Here is a 16,431-nt window from a genome sequence, read left to right as displayed (position 1 = left end):
GCTGGGAGCCGGAGCCAGGCGAGTGTAGGAAGGCGGGGTGACGTTCCGATGACAGAATGTCCAACGCCGATCCGTGCCGTCCGCCGGGCTGGCGGACGGCTGGCAGGATGGCTACTTCCAGAAGCCCGCGTGCGGTGTCGCGGCTTCGTCCTCCAGCACCGGCCCCACCACATCCACCTGGCGCTGCCCGCGCGCGAACACTTCGCGGCAGGGCAGCGAGAAGGTCGGGTTCTCCGGATGGTCGCCGGTCAGGCCCAGCAGCTTGTGCTCTGACAGCGCATAGACCACGCGCCCGATGCCGGTCCAGTAGATCGCGCCGGCGCACATGCAGCACGGCTCCGCGCTCGTGTAGAGGGTGCAGTCGGCCAGCTGCTCCGGCGGCAGCGCACGGGCGGCCTGCGCGGCGGCGACCAGTTCGGCGTGCTGGGTCGGGTCGCCCTCCGGCGGCATCGAATTGTTGCCGGCGCTGGCGATGACATTGCCGGCCTGGTCGGCCACTAGCGCGGCGAACGGATGGCGGCCGCGAGCCCTGGATGCGTCGGACAGCGCGATCGACTGGCGCAGCAGTTCCAGGTCGAGCGGCGACAGTTCGGCGCCGGACGGGTCTGTGATTCGGGTCATGCTGGGGGTCTCCGGTTGGGGGAAAGGAATCAGGAAAGGGTGGACTCTTCGGCTTCCACTGGCAGCAGCGGCGTTTCCGTGCCGCCCTGCGCGGCGCCGCCGTTGAGCAGCACGTTGAGCAGGATGGCGGTGATGCCGCCGAGGAAGATGCCGCTTTCCAGCACCAGCTTGAGCGTGCCGCCGGCATGCTCGAACAGGGCGGGGAAGGACATCGGCAGCACGCCCACGCTGACGGAAACCGCAACGATGATGGCGTTGCGGGTGCCGTCGAATTTCACGCGCGACAGTTCCTGGATGCCGGCCACCGTGGTCATGCCGAACATCACGGTGGCGCAGCCGCCCAGCACCGGCCGCGGCACCGAGGCGATCAGCGCGCCGAGCTTGGGGAACAGGCCCATCAGCACCATGATCGCGCCGGCGGCAGCGACCACGTAGCGGCTCTTGACGCTGGACAGCGCAATCAGGCCGGTGTTCTGTGTGAAGGCGTTGTACGGAAAGCTGTTGAAGATGCCGCCCAGCATGGTCGACAAGCCGTCGGCGCGGAAGGCATTGCCCAGCGTTTCCTGGCTGGAGGGCTTGCCGACGATCTGGCCGATAGCCAGGCAGTTGCCGGTGGTCTCGGCCATGATCACCAGCATCGCCAGGATCATCACCAGCGTCGGCGCCACGCCGAACTGCGGCATGCCGAAGGCGAAGGGCGGGCTCACTTCGAACCACGCCGCGTTGCCGACATGGGCAAAGTCGGTCAGCCCGAACGCCATGGCAATGGCCGTGCCGGCCACCAGCCCCAGCAGCACCGCGAGGTTGCCGACAAAGCCGCGAAAGCGCGCGTAGATGATCAGCGTGATGGCGATGGTGGCCGCGCCCAGCAGCAGGTTCGGCATGCTGCCGAAATCTGCCGCGCCCGGATTGCCGCCGCCGAGCCAGATGGCCGCGGCCGGCATCAGGGAGATGCCGATGATGGTGATCAGGCTGCCGATCACCACCGGCGGGAAGAAGCGCAGCAGGCGGCTGAACACCGGCGCCAGCGTAATGGTGGCGGCGCCGGCGGCGATCACCGCGCCGAACACCGTGGTCAGTCCGTATTGCTTGCCGATCATGATCATCGGCGCCAGCGCGATAAACGAGCAGCCCTGGATCATCGGCAGCCGCGCGCCGAACTTCCAGCAGCCCAGGCACTGGATCATGGTGGCGATGCCCGAGGTCAGCAGGTTGGCGTTGATCAGCGTCACCACCTGCGCCGCGGACAGCCCGAGCGCGCTGCCCAGGATCAGCGGCACCGCGACCGCGCCGGCGTACATCACCAGCACGTGCTGCAGACCAAAGCTCGCCAGCTGGCGCAATGGCAGGATTTCATCGACCGGGTGCACCGGCGTCGGGGTCTTCATGGGTTTGTCTCCTTTTTCGATGGAAGCCGCTTCCGCCTCTGGCAGGGCGGATCGGGCAGCGCCGGCCGAGTTTGCTGGGATTTGTGGTCCCTCGGCCGTTGCGGCATCATCTCCGCAATTTCATCGGTACAACAAATCAATACCTATCGATTCGATCGATGGGCAGTGGGAGGGTGACCATGCGCTTTTCGCTGGACCAGTTGCAGGTATTCGCCCTGGTGGTTGAGACAGGCTCCTTTTCCGCCGCCGCGCGGCGCCTGGGCAAGACCCAGTCCACGATCAGCGCGGCGGTGGCTAACCTGGAGATCGACCTGGGCGTGCCGCTGTTTGACCGCGGCAGCCGCAATCCGGCGCTGACCGAGGCCGGCCGCAAGCTGCTGACCGAGGCCGAAGCGGTGCTGGAGCGCTGCCTGTCGCTGCAGGCCCATGCTGCCAGCCTGGCCGATGCCAACCCGCCCGGCCTGACGCTGGCGATCGAGATCCCGTACCACGCGGTGATGCCGGTGCTGGCCGAATTCGAGCGGGAGTTCCCGTATGTCGACCTGACCATCCGCAATCCCGTCTACGGCGATGTCAGCGAACTGGTGCTGCAGGGCGAGGCCGAGCTCGGCATCGCCTTCGCGCAGCCGCACTACGCGCCGGAACTGGCCTTCGTGCAGTTGGGCAAGCTGATCATGGTGCACGTGGTGCACCCGGGACACCCGCTGGCCGGGCGCGAGCAGGTGTCGTTTGCCGACCTGCACGCCTATCGGCGCCTGGCCTTCAGCGCGCATGCCGACAAGCTGCCCACCAGCGAATACCTGCGCGCGGCGCGGGTGTGGCGCGCCGAAAGCTACCTGGCGCTGGTCGAGATGGTGAAAAGCGGGCTGGGCTGGGCCACGCTGCCGCGGCAACTGGTGCGCGCGGCGCTGGAGCGCGGCGAACTGGTGGAGCTGGACCTGGCTGCCTATCCGTACACGGACTGGCTGGTCAGCGTCGACCTGATCTGGGCCAAGTCGGGCCGGCCGCAGGGCCGGGCCGAGCAGTGGCTGCGGCAGCGCTTCCGGGAAAACATGGTGTTCGAGGTCGACCGGCGTGGTCAGCGGACCACCCGCTGAGAGCATGGCGATGGACTATGGTAGTCAGACGCAATCGAGCGTTTGATCCGATTCGCCAGACTCAATCTGACCAGGAGTGAAGCCCATGTCCTATATCGACGGATTCGTACTGGCCGTTCCCCAGGCCACTCGCGAGACCTATCGCCAGGTGGCGCAGAAGGCAGCCGCGGTGTTCAAGGAGCACGGCGCGCTGAAGGTGGTGGAATGCTGGGGTGACGATGTGCCGGAAGGCAAGGTCACGTCCTTTACCATGGCGGTGCAGCGCAAGGAGGATGAAGCGGTGGTGTTCGCTTGGATCCTGTGGCCATCGCGCGAGAAGCGCGACGCCGGCATGAAGGCGGCGATGGCAGACCCGCGCCTGAAGGAAGGCATGGATCCGATGCCGTTCGACGGCCAGCGGATGATCTTTGGCGGCTTCGAGGTGATTGTCGACGAGTGAGCGGGCCGGGCGCCGGCGTGGCAGCGCCGGCGCGCAGGCAAGCCAGATCAGATCAGGTGGAAGACCATGCCCAGGGCAATCGCGCCGCCCAGGGTTTCCACTGCTGCGAGGGCGAGAAGGTTCTTCAGTACGAAAGCGTCTTCTTTCTTCGTCACCATGGTCTGTCTCCCGGTCATTGGACTTGTTCTGAGGCACCATCGGCTGCGGCGATCCGGCGTTTTTTCCGTGCCAGGCCGTCGATGTGAGTCCAGTAGACCGCATCCGCCCGCTGGCCGGAAGCTGGCGAAAACCCGCTCGGCGAAAACCCGGATTCCTTCAGGAATGTGACAGGGCCATGATTGACAGGCTTTGCAGGGCGCGTTTGCGGCCTGCCGGCAACGCGGCATGGCAATGGCCCACATTTGGGGGATGCCCGCCGTGGCGCGATGCGCCAAGATCAAGGCGTGGGTGGTCGAGCAGATTGCCCCGCTACCATTTGAGCCCCGCTGCCTCCCCGGCACGCGGGGCTTTTCTTCTACATGGGGGCCGACGGCGGCTTCGCAAAAACGAAATGCACGGGAAAACGTCCCGCCACCGATGCGGGACGGCACAACGAAACCGGAGACAGCGATGAAGGTGATCACCGCACGCGAAGCGGCGGCACTCGTGCAGGACGGCTGGACCGTGGCCAGCGCGGGCTTTGTCGGCGCCGGCCATGCCGAGGCCGTGAGCGAGGCGCTGGAGCAGCGCTTCCTGCAGAGCGGGCTGCCGCGCGACCTGACGCTGGTGTACTCGGCCGGGCAGGGCGACCGCGGCGCGCGCGGCGTGAACCACTTCGGTAACGCCGGCATGACCGCCAGCATCGTCGGCGGCCACTGGCGCTCGGCCACGCGGCTGGCCACCCTGGCCATGGCCGAGCAGTGCGAGGGCTACAACCTGCCGCAGGGCGTGCTGACGCACCTGTACCGCGCCATCGCCGGCGGCAAGCCCGGCGTGATGACCAAGATCGGCCTGCACACCTTCGTCGACCCGCGCACCGCGCAGGATGCGCGCTACCACGGCGGCGCCGTCAACGAGCGCGCGCGCCAGGCCATTGCCGAGGGCAAGGCATGCTGGGTCGATGCGGTCGACTTCCGCGGCGAAGAATACCTGTTCTACCCGAGCTTCCCGATCCACTGCGCGCTGATCCGCTGCACCGCTGCCGACACCCGCGGCAACCTCAGCACGCATCGCGAAGCCTTCCACCATGAGCTGCTGGCGATGGCGCAGGCGGCTCATAACTCTGGCGGCATCGTGATCGCGCAGGTGGAAAACCTGGTCGACCACCATGAGATCCTGCAGGCCATCCACGTGCCCGGCATCCTGGTCGATTACGTGGTGGTCTGCGACAACCCCGCCAACCACCAGATGACGTTTGCCGAGTCCTACAACCCGGCCTACGTGACGCCGTGGCAGGGCGAGGCAGCGGTGGCTGAAGCGGAAGCGGCGCCGGTGGCTGCCGGCCCGCTCGACGCGCGCACCATCGTGCAGCGCCGTGCGGTGATGGAGCTGGCGCGCCGTGCGCCGCGCGTGGTCAACCTGGGCGTGGGCATGCCGGCAGCGGTCGGCAGGCTGGCGCACCAGGCCGGGCTGGACGGCTTCACGCTGACCGTCGAGGCCGGCCCCATCGGCGGCACGCCCGCGGATGGCCTCAGCTTCGGTGCCTCGGCCTATCCGGAGGCGGTGGTGGACCAGCCCGCGCAGTTCGATTTCTACGAGGGCGGCGGCATCGACCTGGCCATCCTCGGCCTGGCCGAGCTGGATGGCCACGGCAACGTCAACGTCAGCAAGTTCGGCGAAGGCGAGGGCGCATCGATTGCCGGCGTCGGCGGCTTTATCAACATCACGCAGAGCGCGCGCGCGGTGGTGTTCATGGGCACGCTGACGGCGGGCGGGCTGGAAGTCCGCGCCGGCAACGATCGCCTGCAGATCGTGCGCGAAGGCCGCGTGAAGAAGATCGTGCCGGAGGTGTCGCACCTGAGCTTCAACGGTCCCTATGTGGCGTCGCTCGGCATCCCGGTGCTGTACATCACCGAGCGCGCGGTGTTCGAGATGCGAGCCGGCGCAGACGGCGAAGCCCGCCTCACGCTGGTCGAGATCGCCCCGGGCGTGGACCTGCAGCGCGATGTGCTGGACCAGTGCGCAACGCCTGTGGCCGTGGCGCCGGACCTGCGCGAAATGGATGAGCGGCTGTTCCGGGCCGGGCCCCTGCACCTGTAATCCTGTCATTTGCGGCCGGCACGCCCGGGGAGGTGGTGGCCACGCTGTCGGCCGAGCTGAAGAAGGCGCTGGCCGATCCGGCCGCGCAGCAGAAAATGCTGGGCGCCGGCACGGTGGCCGCTTATATGCCGCCCGAGCAGCTGGCCGCGCGCATGAAGGCCGACTAGAGCAAGTGGGGCAAGGTGATCCAGGGCAACGGCATCCGCGGCGACTGAGTGATTCGGATGCCGCTTCGATGCCCCGGCTGAAGCTCAGGCGGGCTGCTGCCCTTGGGGCTGGCTGGCCGGCAGCGCCGGCAATGGCAGTGCCGGCTGGCAGACGGCCGCGGCCAGGCCAAGGAACTGGCTGGAGGTGCGCAGGAACTGCTGGCAGGTCTGGCGGAAAAGCTCGAAGTCCATGTAGGTCTCGGTGAGATGGGGTTGCGCGGTCCGGCCGTGGCCACCGCGCCGCCGGCATCTTGCGTGGCGGATATGACAGTTTCTTGAAATCCCGCCAGCCGGTGCCGCCTCCTGTCGCGCCAGGCGCACGGCGCTGCCAGAATGCCCACTGTGCTGGCAGAGGTGCTAAAATATAAGACTTTGATTCTCTTGGCCAAATGCTGCGGCCAGCATGGCCGTGCCGGAACCCTCCCGGCGCCAGGCGAGAGTCGGGGCGAGATGAGTTCCAGACGCGTATCCGTTTGTGCCGGGTTCGCCTCCCGCCAGACACCGATACCCATGACCACTACGAACGCACCAGAACCCACTACCGCGGGGCAGACCGCCGTGCAGACATTCGACAGCTTCGGCCTGGACGCGCGCATCCTGCGCGCCTTGTCCGAGCAGGGCTACACCACGCCCACCCCGATCCAGGCACAGGCCATCCCGGTCGTGCTGATAGGCAAGGACATGATGGGCGCCGCGCAGACCGGCACCGGCAAGACCGCGGGCTTCGCGTTGCCGATCATCCAGCGCCTGCTGCCGCTGGCCAATGCCAGCGCCTCGCCGGCACGCCACCCGGTGCGCGCGCTGATGCTGACCCCCACGCGCGAGCTGGCCGACCAGGTCTACGACAACGTCGCGCGCTACGCCAAGCACACCGACCTGCGCAGCACCGTGGTGTTCGGCGGCGTGGACATGAACCCGCAGACCGATGCGCTGCGCCGCGGCGTGGAGATCCTGGTGGCCACGCCCGGCCGCCTGCTGGACCACGTGCAGCAGAAGTCGGTCAACCTGTCGCAGGTGCAGATGCTGGTGCTGGACGAGGCCGACCGCATGCTCGACATGGGCTTCCTGCCGGACCTGCAGCGCATCATCAACCTGTTGCCGGCGCATCGCCAGACGCTGCTGTTCTCGGCCACGTTCTCGCCGGAAATCAAGCGGCTGGCCTCCAGCTACCTGAAGCACCCGGTCACCATTGAAGTGGCGCGCAGCAACTCGACCAACGAGAACGTGCGCCAGATGGTGTACCTGGTCGAAGACGGCCACAAGCAGGCGGCGGTCGTGCACCTGCTCAAGCAGCGCGCCGAGCAGGGGCTGTCGCGCCAGTGCATCGTCTTCGTCAACAGCAAGATCGGCTGCTCGCGCCTGGCGCGCCACCTGGAGCGCGAGGGCATCAACGCCGCCGCCATCCACGGCGACAAGACCCAGACCGAGCGCATGCAGACGCTGGAAGGCTTCAAGAGCGGCACCATCGACGCGCTGGTCGCCACCGACGTGGCCGCGCGCGGGCTGGATATCCCCGACATGCCGTGCGTGGTCAATTTCGACGTGCCGTACAGCGCCGAAGACTACGTGCACCGCATCGGCCGTACCGGCCGTGCCGGCGCCAGCGGCGATGCGCTGTCGATCTACGTGCCGGGCAATGACGAGCGCCTGCTGTCCGATATCGAGAAGCTGATCAAGCGCAGCATCCCGCGCGGCAAGCTGGAAGGCTTCGACCCGACCGGCGAGCGCGCCCGCCAGGGCGACACCGAGCGCCGCCGCGAGCGTAGCGACGTGCGCCGCGCGCGCGGCAACGGCGAGGGCGAAGAGCGTCCGCGCCGCCACGAGCACAGCGCCAACCGCCAGGTGTTCCGTGCCTCGGATGATCCGTTCTTCTCGCGCCCGTACGAGCCCAGCGCCGCCAGCGTCGCCCAGGCCAAGGTGGCCGATGAAGTGGCCGCTGCGTTGAGCCGCGGCCGCCAGGCGCCCAAGCGGCCGGTCGCCGCCTTGCTGGGCGGCGTGCCGCGCAAGTCCTGATCTGATCCTGCCGTAGGTGAAAATGGCCCGCCTGCGCGGGCCATTTGTTTTTGTGGGCGCGTTAGTGCGGGGGCTGCGGCAGCCTCGCCAGCAGCTGGCGCCACCCGTCGGTGGCACGCGCAAGCCAGTCCTTCACATTCTCCGCGTGGTTCGACAGCCCCAGGTGGGTGCCGGCTTCGCGCAGCGCGTCCAGCGGTGCGGTGGTGTCGATTGCCTGCGCACCGCTTTGCTTGCTCAGCTTCTCGCCGGTCTGGTTGACCACCACCGGCACGTGCAGGTAGGCCGGCGTGGGCAGGCCCAGCAGGTGCTGCAGGTGGACCTGGCGCGGGGTGGAGTCGAGCAGGTCGGCGCCGCGCACGATATGCGTGATGCCCTGCAGGCCGTCATCCACCACTACCGCCAGTTGATACGCCCACAGCCCGTCCGCGCGGCGCAGCACGAAGTCGCCCAGCTCGGTTTCCAGGTCCTGGCACTGGCGGCCCTGCCAGCGGTCGTCGAAGCAGAGGGTGGCGGCCGGGCCGTCCGGCACGCGCACGCGCCAGGCGCGCGGCAGCTTGCCGTTCAGGCCGTGGCGGCAGGTGCCGGGATAGCCCAGGGTCTGGTGCCGCTCGCGCACGTGCACCAGCGAATCGGCGATCTCCTTGCGCGAACAGCCGCAGGGGTAGAGCTGCCCGGCGGCGTCGAGGCGGCGCAGCGCATCGGCATAGAACGGCTCACGCCGGCTCTGCCACACCAGCGGCTCGTCCGGAGTCATGCCCAGGCGTTCCAGCGTGAGCAGGATGTCGTCGTCCGCGCCGCGCACGCAGCGCGGCATGTCGATGTCCTCGATGCGCACCAGCCACTGGCCGCCGTGCGCGCGCGCGTCCAGCCAGCTGGCCAGCGCGGTGACCAGCGAGCCCATATGCAGCGGCCCGGTGGGCGACGGGGCGAAGCGGCCGCGATAGCCGGCTGCGCCGGCAACCGTCGGTACTGCCGTCACTGCCATGAGGCCTGCCCTCAGCCGGCGAAGTCGGGTTGCTGCAGCAGCGCCTGCGCCAGGCGCGGGTCTTCCAGCTTGCTGGCCCACCACTGCAGCGCCTTGCCGCGGTTACTGGTGCGCCAGGCTACCTTGAAGTTGCCGGGCGCGCGCACCTCGACGGTCTCGCGCGCCTGCAGCACGCCGCTTTCGATATGGGGTTGCGCCATCGGCGCCGGCAGCCAGCCGCAGCCCAGCCCGCGGATCTGCGCTTCCAGCTTGTCGCGCATGGTGGGCACCACCAGCACGTCTTGCCCGGCCAGCACGCCATGGGTGCGCGCCGGCAGGTTGCGCGAGGTGTCGCCCACCGCGACGATGCGGTGCCTGGCGATCTGGATGGTGGTGAGCGGGCCTTCCTCGGTGGCCAACGGATGGTGCGCGGCCACCGCGAACACGAACGGCATCGAGCCCAGCGGCCGGATCTGGAAGCCTTGCGTGCTGGGCGCATCGTAGGCGCCGCCGATCACCAGGTCGGCACGATTGCTGACCAGCGCATCCCAGGCGCCGCCCAGCACTTCCTTGGAAAAGCGCAGCCGGGTGGCGGTGTTCTCGGCATAGAAGTCGTGGATCACCGGCAGCAGCGCGCGGAAGTTGATCAGGTCGTCGGCCACGATGGTGAGGGTGGCCTCCCAGCCGGTGGCCAGGCGCTTGACGCGCCGTGCCAGGTCATCGGCGGCATGCAGCAGGTGGCGGCCCTCATCGAGCAGGGCGCGGCCGGCCGGCGTCAGCTCGGCGCGATGGCGGCGCCGGTCGAACAGCAGCACGTCCAGGTCTTCTTCCAGCTTGCGCACCACGTAGGTCAGCGCGGAAGGGACCTTGCCCATCTCGTGGGCGGCGGCGGCGAAGCTGCCCTTGCGTTCGATGGCGTCCAGGACTTCGAGGGATTCTAGCGAGAGGGCCATGTTCAGAAATTCTGAATGACTGCTTCTAAGGCGATCCCCGTAAATATACGCCTCAAGCCCTAAACTTCCTAGCATCAAAAGCGAAAACGTATGCCGCGACACGGTTATCAAGCCAGTACTCGCGGGCAAACAGGCTCAAGGAGGGCCATCAAAATGATTGAAATCAGAAAGTCTGCAGAGCGTGGCTACGCCGATCATGGCTGGCTGAAGTCCTTTCATTCGTTCTCGTTCGCCGACTACTATGACCCGCAGCATGTGCAGTTCGGGCCACTGCGCGTGATCAACGAGGACCGCGTCGCGCCAGGCATGGGCTTTGGCACCCACGGCCACCGCGACATGGAAATCATCAGCTACGTGCTCGAGGGCGAACTGGCCCACAAGGACAGCATGGGCAACGGCAGCGTGATCCGCCCGGGCGATGTGCAGCGCATGAGCGCCGGCACCGGCGTGCGCCATTCGGAGTACAACCACGCCGCGCACGACACCACCCACTTCCTGCAGATCTGGATCATGCCTGCCGAGAACGGCATCGAGCCTGGCTACGAGGAAAAGCATTTCGACGCAGCCGACAAGCGCGGCAGGCTGCGCCTGGTGGCCAGCGCCGACGGCGCCGAGGGCTCGGTGGTGGTGCACCAGGACGTGCGCCTGTACGCCGGCCTGTTCGATGGCGACGAGGCCGCCACGCTGGCGCTGGCGCCGGGCCGCCGCGCCTATGTCCACGTAGCGCGCGGCCGGGTGACGGTCAACGGCAAGGCGCTTGAAGCCGGCGACGCAGCGAAGCTGGAAGCCGTAGGCGAAGTCGCGCTGTCTGGCGGCGATGGCGCCGAAGTACTGGTGTTCGACCTGCCCTGAGCATCGCTCATTGCCGCATGCAAAAGCCCGCCTTCCGGCGGGCTTTTGCTTTTTGCACCGCGCGCCGGGCCCCGGCAGGTAGCGCTGTGCTATCTTCTCGCTATGCATTGCGCCTGTGCCGGCACATCGCCGGCAAGCCCGGAAGGGTCAGGCGTGCCCTTGGAACACCCCGTACCAAGATGACCTTTGTTTCCATTCTCCTGGCGCTGATCGCTGAACAATTCCGCGCCCTGGGCCGCAACAACCCGATCCACGAGATCGTGCGTGCACTCGGCGACCGCGCGGAACACGCCTTCGACACCGGCCGGCCGCGCGATGCCGCGCTGGCCTGGCTGACCGTGGTCGTGCCGCTGACCCTGGCGGTGATCGTGGTGCACTACCTGCTGGCCTCGATCAGCGTGGCGCTGACGCTCGCCTGGAATGTGCTGGTGCTGTACATGACGCTGGGCTTTCGCCAGTTCAGCCACTTCTTCACAGACATCCACGAGGCCCTGAACCGCGACGACGTCCATACCGCTCGCACGCTGCTGCACGAGTGGACCGGCCTGGACACCGTCGAGATGCCGGTTTCCGAGATCGTGCGACACACGCTGGAAGCGGCAATCGTCGCCGTGCACCGGCATGTGTTCGGCGTGTTCTTCTGGTTCCTGGTGCCGGTCGGCCCCGGCGGGGTGGTGCTGTATCGCACCGCCGAATACCTGAGCCGCCACTGGAACCAGCCCTCGGCCGAGCGCAGCCCCGCGCTGGGCCGCTTTGCGGCGCGCGCCTTCTATTTGCTGGACTGGGTGCCGTCGCGGCTGACCGCGATCGGCTTTGCCATCGTCGGCAACTTCGAGGATGCGGTCTACGCCTGGCGCAACCATGCGCGCAAGTGGAACGATGCCGTCAACGGCATCCTGCTTGCCAGCGGGGGTGGAGCGCTGGGCGTGCGCCTGGGCACGCCGCTGGCCGAGGACGATTCTACCGTGGTGCTGCGCGCCAGCGTGGCCGGCCCGGCCGTGGACTACGCGCCCGGCATGGAAGAGGACAACGGCGGCCCGGAACCGGTGCCGCCCGAATTCGGCACCGAGCCCGGCGTGCGCACGCTGCAGTCGGCCGTGGGCCTGGTATGGCGCGCGGTGGTGCTGTGGATGCTGCTGCTCGCCATGCTGTCGCTGGCGCTCTGGGTCGGCTGAAGAACCTTAAAAAGGGGGGGCGGCGCGCTAGTCGCGGGCCGCGCCGCAGCGCCAGCAGGCGCCGAACTGGGCCTCGTGCCATTCCAGGCAGTGGCGGCATTGCCAGCTGGGCCCCGGCGCCGGGTTGGCGGCGGCATTGAGCGCGGCCCACGCCTGCGCTTCCATCTCGTCATCGACCAGCCACACCTGTGGCGCACTCTCCCGGAACGGGATCTCGCCGGTGGCGCCGGCCAGCCAGGTATTGCGCAATTCCGCCCGGATGCCGGCCGCCCGCAGGACGTTCCGGCAATGGGCCGCATGGACGAGGGAAGTGGCGGACAGCAGCAGTTTCATGGCAGCGCACCGGGTAACCCAGGTGCGCTTACCTTACCACGGCTTCTGCTGGTTGGATTCGTGCAGCAACTGCATGTAGAGCTGGTGGCGGCGCTCGGAGATCGCTCCCGATGCGACCGCGGCCAGCACGCCGCAGCCGGGCTCGTTGACATGGTGGCAGTTGTAGAAGCGGCACTCGGTCAGCAGCGGCCGGAACTCCGGGAAGGCGCGTTCGAGCATGCCCTCGCTCAGGTGGTACAGGCCGAATTCCTGGAAGCCCGGCGAATCGATCAGCGCACCCTGACGGCCGTCCACGGTGCCCCATTCGGCCGGCAGGTGATAGAGCCGCGTGAAGGTGGTGGTGTGCTTGCCGGAGTCGAGCTTGGCCGAGATCTCGCGGGTCTGCGCATCCACGCCCGGGATCAGCAGGTTCAGCAGCGACGACTTGCCCATCCCCGATTGCCCGATCAGGATGCTGGCCAGCCCCGCCAGGCGCGGCTTGAGGGCGGCCAGCGCCTGCGCCGGGTCGGCGCGCACCGACAGCTCCAGCGTGTCGTAGCCCAGCTCGCGGTACAGCGCCAGGCGCCCACGCGCTTCTTCCAGCCGGTCGGGCAGGTCGGTCTTGTTGAGCACGATCAGCGGCCGGATCTCCATCGCCTCGGCCGACACCAGCGCGCGGCCGAGCAGGTCTTCGGAGAAGCCCGGCTCGGTTGCCAGCACGATCACGACCTGGTCGATATTGGCGGCCAGCAGCTTGGATTTGAACTGGTCGGAGCGGTGCAGCAGGTTCTTGCGCGGCGAGGCCGCGGTGATCACGCACTGGTCGGCGGCGGCGCGTTCCACGCTGACATGGTCGCCCACCGCGCAGTCGCTCTTCTTGCCGCGCGGGAAGGCATGCATGCGCGTGCCGTCGCCCAGCTCGACCACGTAGTGGCGGCCATGGGCGGCGATGATCAGCGCGGATTCGGTAGTCTTGCCGGCGTGGCTGCCGCCGCCGGCGTTGCGGTGACGCGTGGCGCGGCTCATGCGTGCGCCAGCAGGCGGTCGATCCGCTGCGCGGCGGGCGGATGCGAGTAGTAGAAGGCGCTGTAGAGCGGATCGGGCGTCAGCGTCGAGGCGTTGTCCTTGTACAGCTTCACCAGCGCCGACACCAGGTTGCCGGCATCGGTCTGGTCGGCGGCAAAGGCGTCGGCCTCGAACTCATGGCGGCGCGACGACAGGCTCGACAACGGCCCCAGCAGGAAGGTGAACACCGGCAGCGCCAGGAAGAACAGCACCAGCGCCAGCGCGTTGTTGGACACGCCCAGGTTGGGCACCACGCCCAGCCCGGTGTAGAACCAGCTGCGCGTGGCCAGCCAGCCCAGCAGCGCCAGGAACACCAGGCTCAGCGCAAAGGTGACGACGATGCGCTTGGCCACGTGGCGGCGCTTGAAGTGGCCCAGCTCATGTGCCAGCACCGCCTCGATCTCGTCGCCCGACAGGCGCTCCAGCAGCGTATCGAAGAAGACAATGCGCTTGGCCGCGCCGAAGCCGGTGAAATACGCATTGCCGTGGGCGCTGCGCTTGCTGCCGTCCATCACGAACAGGCCCTTGCTGGCAAAGCCGCAGCGCTTCATCAGGGCCTCGATGCGCTGGCGCAGCGATTCATCGGTGAGCGGCTCGAACTTGTTGAACAGCGGCGCGATAAAGGTCGGGAACACCACCAGCAGGAACAGGTTGAAGGCCATCCACACCAGCCAGGTCCAGACCCACCACAGCGAGCCGGCGCGCTCCATCAGCCACAGCACCGCCAGCAGCAGCGGCAGGCCCAGCGCGCACGCCACCACCAGCATCTTGGCCACGTCGGCCAGCCACAGGCCGAACGTCATCTTGTTGAAGCCAAAGCGCTCCTCGATGCCGAACTGGCCGTAGAGCGAGAACGGCAGGTCGACCAGCCCGCCGATCAGCGCCACGCTGGCCACCAGCGCCACGCCGTAGGCATAGCCCGGGCCGAAAGTGTCCAGCCAGGACTGGTTGAGCCACTGCAGCCCGCCCAGCATGGTGAAGCCGATCAGCACCGCGGCCCCGGCCAGCACCTCGAGCATCGACAGCCGGGTGCGGGCGATGGTGTAGTCCGCGGCCTTCTGGTGCGAGGCCAGGGTGATGGTGTCGGCAAAGCGCGGCGGCACCGCATTGCGGTGCTGCGCCACATGCCGGACCTGGCGGGCTGCCAGCCAGAGCCTGGTCAGCACCATCAGCACCAGGGCGGCGAGAAAGACAATCGTGAACATCGGCAAGAGCCTTGTTGTGGGTGCGGGCGCCCGGCATTGTGTGCGGCGGGCATCCGTTGGACCGCCGGGCCCGGGGTGGGGCAGGCGGCGGTCCGGGATATCCGGAAAACGCCCCGGCGCTGGTGCGCAAACGGCCATTCCGGACGGATATGCGAGAATTATAAATTGTTCGCGCCCGGCCCCGCCGCGGCCGCTTCCCTGAAATCCCTATCTTCCGCAGTCCCGATGACAAGCCAAGCCACCGCCAAATCCGTCAAAAGCGAAAACAACCTGATCTGGCTGGACATGGAAATGACCGGTCTGCAGCCGGATACCGACCGCATCATCGAAATAGCGATCGTCATTACCGACTCCGAACTCAATATCCTGGCAGAAGGCCCGGTGTTGGTGATCCACCAGAGCGATGCCGTGCTCAATGGCATGGACAACTGGAACAAGGGCACCCACGGCCGCTCGGGCCTGATCGACAAGGTCAAGGCATCGACCCTGACCGAAGAGCAGGCCGAGGCCGAGCTGCTGGCCTTCCTCAAGCGCTGGGTGCCGGCCAACAAGTCGCCGATGTGCGGCAACTCGATCTGCCAGGACCGCCGCTTCATGGCGCGCTACATGCCCAAGCTGGAGGCGTTCTTCCACTACCGCAACCTGGACGTGTCCACGCTGAAGGAGCTGTGCAAGCGCTGGGAGCCGGCCATCCACAAGGGCTTTATCAAGCGCCAGCTGCATACGGCGCTGGCCGACATCCTGGAATCGGTCGAAGAACTGCGCTACTACCGCACGCATTTTATCCGTCACACCGCGCCGGGCGCTGCACCGGCTGCCGATGCGCCGGCGGCCAACGCACCAGCCGTCGACACGCCCGCGCAATAACCGGGGCCAGCGGCTCCCAGAACAACAACCCACCACCAGCGACGGGCCGCCCGCACCGGGCAGCCGCGTTGCCGCCGCCGGGCGCCGCGCGCTGCCCCGGGGCGCATCCCGCCCGCCTGCCCATGCTTGAGCGCATCGTCTCCATCATCACGCCGGTCATCCTGATCATCCTGGTCGGGTGGCTGTACGGGCGCAAGGCCCATCCGGACATGGCCGGCATCAACCGCGCCACGCTGGACGTGATCGCGCCGCTGCTGGTGGTGTCGGCCTTTGTCAGCAAGGATTTCGTGCTGGCCGACCAGCTGGTGCTGCTGGGCTGCGCGGTGGCGGTGGTGCTGGGCTCGGGCGTGCTGGCGTGGGCGCTGGCGCGGCTGCTGAAGGCCGATCCGCGCACCTTCGTGCCGCCGATGATGTTCAACAACTGCGGCAATATGGGCCTGCCGCTGTCGGTATTTGCCTTCGGTCCGGCGGGGCTGGCGCCGGCGGTGGCGCTGTTCGCGGCATCGAACCTGATGCACTTCACCATCGGCATGAAGCTCGTCAACCGCCATGCTTCGATGGCCCAGATCGCGCGCAATCCCATGGTGCTGGCCACCGTGGCGGGAGTGGCGCTGGCGCTGGCGCGGCCATGGTTCACGCTGCCGGATCCGGTCTACCAGTCGGTCAAGCTGCTGGGTGACGCCACCGTGCCGCTGATGCTGTTTGCGCTGGGCGTGCGCATGAAGGACGTGAGCCTGCGCAACTGGGGCATGGGCCTGGTCGGCGCCGCGGCCTGCCCGCTGACGGGCATTGCGGTGGCACTGCTGCTGGCGCAGTGGGTGCCGCTGACCGAATTGCAGCGTGGCCTGCTCTTTGTGTTTGCCGCGCTGCCGCCGGCGGTGCTGAACTTCCTGGTGGCGGACCATTTCCGGCAGGAGCCGGACCAGGTGGCGTCGATCGTGCTGCTGGGCAATATCGCCGCGGTGGTGTTCGTGCCGGTGGGGTTGTACCTGGGCTTGCGCTGAGGCGCGGGGAGGGGGAGCCCGCAGGCGGGCGC

General features: G+C 67.9%; 17 protein-coding genes. 9 read left to right on the top strand and 8 right to left on the bottom strand.

Translation table 11 applies throughout. The features are described 5' to 3' along the window. Window positions 1-111: 111 nt before the first annotated feature. Complete coding sequence (locus RS901_RS00635; RefSeq protein ID WP_316150891.1) at window positions 112-621, bottom strand: nucleoside deaminase; 510 nt, start codon at window positions 619-621, stop codon at window positions 112-114. Window positions 622-650: 29 nt separating this feature from the next. Next, on the bottom strand, window positions 651-2,009 hold the full coding sequence (locus tag RS901_RS00630) for a nucleobase:cation symporter-2 family protein (RefSeq protein ID WP_316150890.1): 1,359 nt from the start codon (window positions 2,007-2,009) through the stop codon (window positions 651-653). A 179-nt stretch (window positions 2,010-2,188) separates the two neighbouring features. Between RS901_RS00630 and RS901_RS00625 the strand changes: the two genes are divergently transcribed. From RS901_RS00625 to RS901_RS00610, 4 genes are all read left to right on the top strand, one after another. Continuing rightward, window positions 2,189-3,106 (top strand): LysR family transcriptional regulator, encoded by a 918-nt coding sequence (locus tag RS901_RS00625; protein ID WP_316150889.1) that lies wholly within the window; start codon window positions 2,189-2,191, stop codon window positions 3,104-3,106. A gap of 85 nt (window positions 3,107-3,191) precedes the next feature. Beyond that, window positions 3,192-3,545, top strand: a complete 354-nt coding sequence (locus RS901_RS00620; RefSeq protein WP_316150888.1) for a DUF1428 domain-containing protein — start codon at window positions 3,192-3,194, stop codon at window positions 3,543-3,545. A 609-nt stretch (window positions 3,546-4,154) separates the two neighbouring features. After that, window positions 4,155-5,783 carry an acyl CoA:acetate/3-ketoacid CoA transferase gene (locus tag RS901_RS00615; protein ID WP_316150887.1) on the top strand — a complete coding sequence of 543 codons (1,629 nt, stop codon included), beginning with the start codon at window positions 4,155-4,157 and terminating at the stop codon, window positions 5,781-5,783. Between the two features lie 35 nt (window positions 5,784-5,818). Then, window positions 5,819-5,950 carry a hypothetical protein gene (locus RS901_RS00610; protein ID WP_316150885.1) on the top strand — a complete coding sequence of 44 codons (132 nt, stop codon included), beginning with the start codon at window positions 5,819-5,821 and terminating at the stop codon, window positions 5,948-5,950. A gap of 84 nt (window positions 5,951-6,034) precedes the next feature. Here RS901_RS00610 and RS901_RS00605 read toward each other — a convergent pair whose 3' ends face one another. Continuing rightward, the gene (locus RS901_RS00605; RefSeq protein WP_316150884.1) at window positions 6,035-6,181 is read right to left on the bottom strand and encodes a hypothetical protein; all 147 of its coding nucleotides are present in this window, start codon (window positions 6,179-6,181) and stop codon (window positions 6,035-6,037) included. Window positions 6,182-6,499: 318 nt separating this feature from the next. On the opposite strand from RS901_RS00605, the gene RS901_RS00600 reads away from it, so the two are divergent. Further along, entirely contained in the window at window positions 6,500-8,002 is a 1,503-nt protein-coding gene (locus tag RS901_RS00600) for a DEAD/DEAH box helicase (RefSeq protein ID WP_316150883.1), read from the top strand. Window positions 8,003-8,063: 61 nt separating this feature from the next. Here RS901_RS00600 and gluQRS read toward each other — a convergent pair whose 3' ends face one another. Then, window positions 8,064-8,987 (bottom strand): tRNA glutamyl-Q(34) synthetase GluQRS, encoded by a 924-nt coding sequence (gluQRS, locus tag RS901_RS00595; RefSeq protein WP_316150882.1) that lies wholly within the window; start codon window positions 8,985-8,987, stop codon window positions 8,064-8,066. A gap of 11 nt (window positions 8,988-8,998) precedes the next feature. Further along, window positions 8,999-9,919: a LysR family transcriptional regulator gene (locus tag RS901_RS00590; RefSeq protein WP_114131803.1), complete on the bottom strand. Its 921-nt coding sequence runs from the start codon at window positions 9,917-9,919 to the stop codon at window positions 8,999-9,001. Between the two features lie 153 nt (window positions 9,920-10,072). Here RS901_RS00590 and RS901_RS00585 point away from each other — a divergent pair, with 153 nt between their 5' ends. Both RS901_RS00585 and RS901_RS00580 read left to right on the top strand, forming a co-directional pair. Then, entirely contained in the window at window positions 10,073-10,771 is a 699-nt protein-coding gene (locus RS901_RS00585; RefSeq protein ID WP_316150881.1) for a pirin family protein, read from the top strand. A 179-nt stretch (window positions 10,772-10,950) separates the two neighbouring features. After that, the gene (locus RS901_RS00580) at window positions 10,951-11,946 is read left to right on the top strand and encodes a CobD/CbiB family protein (protein ID WP_316150880.1); all 996 of its coding nucleotides are present in this window, start codon (window positions 10,951-10,953) and stop codon (window positions 11,944-11,946) included. A 27-nt stretch (window positions 11,947-11,973) separates the two neighbouring features. Here RS901_RS00580 and RS901_RS00575 read toward each other — a convergent pair whose 3' ends face one another. The 3 genes from RS901_RS00575 to RS901_RS00565 are packed head-to-tail and all read right to left on the bottom strand — an operon-like array spanning window position 11,974 to window position 14,528. Further along, a complete protein-coding gene (locus RS901_RS00575) occupies window positions 11,974-12,279 on the bottom strand; it encodes a putative signal transducing protein (protein WP_316150879.1) in 306 nt (101 codons plus the stop codon). Window positions 12,280-12,312: 33 nt separating this feature from the next. Beyond that, window positions 12,313-13,284 (bottom strand): ribosome small subunit-dependent GTPase A, encoded by a 972-nt coding sequence (gene rsgA, locus RS901_RS00570; RefSeq protein ID WP_316150878.1) that lies wholly within the window; start codon window positions 13,282-13,284, stop codon window positions 12,313-12,315. After that, the gene (locus RS901_RS00565; RefSeq protein WP_316150877.1) at window positions 13,281-14,528 is read right to left on the bottom strand and encodes a M48 family metallopeptidase; all 1,248 of its coding nucleotides are present in this window, start codon (window positions 14,526-14,528) and stop codon (window positions 13,281-13,283) included. The genes rsgA and RS901_RS00565 overlap by 4 nt, the downstream gene beginning before the upstream one ends. A gap of 225 nt (window positions 14,529-14,753) precedes the next feature. Here RS901_RS00565 and orn point away from each other — a divergent pair, with 225 nt between their 5' ends. Further along, entirely contained in the window at window positions 14,754-15,395 is a 642-nt protein-coding gene (gene orn / locus RS901_RS00560; RefSeq protein ID WP_316150876.1) for an oligoribonuclease, read from the top strand. A 122-nt stretch (window positions 15,396-15,517) separates the two neighbouring features. Continuing rightward, complete coding sequence (locus RS901_RS00555) at window positions 15,518-16,399, top strand: AEC family transporter (RefSeq protein WP_316150875.1); 882 nt, start codon at window positions 15,518-15,520, stop codon at window positions 16,397-16,399. The last annotated feature ends 32 nt before the right edge of the window (window positions 16,400-16,431 follow it).

Source organism: Cupriavidus sp. BIC8F (genome assembly GCF_032465815.1).
Taxonomy (GTDB): Bacteria; Pseudomonadota; Gammaproteobacteria; order Burkholderiales; family Burkholderiaceae; genus Cupriavidus; species Cupriavidus necator.
Note: the sequence above shows the minus strand (reverse complement) of the source record. Positions and strands in the feature narration are given on the sequence as shown.

Excerpts from the sequence above, each read along its gene's own strand:
- RS901_RS00575 (WP_316150879.1), bottom strand. The coding sequence starts at position 12,279 with ATGAAACTGCTGCTGTCCGCCACTTCCCTCGTCCATGCGGCCCATTGC.
- RS901_RS00600 (WP_316150883.1), top strand. The coding sequence starts at position 6,500 with ATGACCACTACGAACGCACCAGAACCCACTACCGCGGGGCAGACCGCC.
- gluQRS (WP_316150882.1), bottom strand. The coding sequence starts at position 8,987 with ATGGCAGTGACGGCAGTACCGACGGTTGCCGGCGCAGCCGGCTATCGC.
- RS901_RS00615 (WP_316150887.1), top strand. The coding sequence starts at position 4,155 with ATGAAGGTGATCACCGCACGCGAAGCGGCGGCACTCGTGCAGGACGGC.
- orn (WP_316150876.1), top strand. The coding sequence starts at position 14,754 with ATGACAAGCCAAGCCACCGCCAAATCCGTCAAAAGCGAAAACAACCTG.
- RS901_RS00585 (WP_316150881.1), top strand. The coding sequence starts at position 10,073 with ATGATTGAAATCAGAAAGTCTGCAGAGCGTGGCTACGCCGATCATGGC.
- RS901_RS00590 (WP_114131803.1), bottom strand. The coding sequence starts at position 9,919 with ATGGCCCTCTCGCTAGAATCCCTCGAAGTCCTGGACGCCATCGAACGC.
- RS901_RS00635 (WP_316150891.1), bottom strand. The coding sequence starts at position 621 with ATGACCCGAATCACAGACCCGTCCGGCGCCGAACTGTCGCCGCTCGAC.
- RS901_RS00580 (WP_316150880.1), top strand. The coding sequence starts at position 10,951 with ATGACCTTTGTTTCCATTCTCCTGGCGCTGATCGCTGAACAATTCCGC.
- RS901_RS00605 (WP_316150884.1), bottom strand. The coding sequence starts at position 6,181 with ATGGACTTCGAGCTTTTCCGCCAGACCTGCCAGCAGTTCCTGCGCACC.
- RS901_RS00630 (WP_316150890.1), bottom strand. The coding sequence starts at position 2,009 with ATGAAGACCCCGACGCCGGTGCACCCGGTCGATGAAATCCTGCCATTG.
- rsgA (WP_316150878.1), bottom strand. The coding sequence starts at position 13,284 with ATGAGCCGCGCCACGCGTCACCGCAACGCCGGCGGCGGCAGCCACGCC.
- RS901_RS00555 (WP_316150875.1), top strand. The coding sequence starts at position 15,518 with ATGCTTGAGCGCATCGTCTCCATCATCACGCCGGTCATCCTGATCATC.
- RS901_RS00625 (WP_316150889.1), top strand. The coding sequence starts at position 2,189 with ATGCGCTTTTCGCTGGACCAGTTGCAGGTATTCGCCCTGGTGGTTGAG.
- RS901_RS00620 (WP_316150888.1), top strand. The coding sequence starts at position 3,192 with ATGTCCTATATCGACGGATTCGTACTGGCCGTTCCCCAGGCCACTCGC.
- RS901_RS00565 (WP_316150877.1), bottom strand. The coding sequence starts at position 14,528 with ATGTTCACGATTGTCTTTCTCGCCGCCCTGGTGCTGATGGTGCTGACC.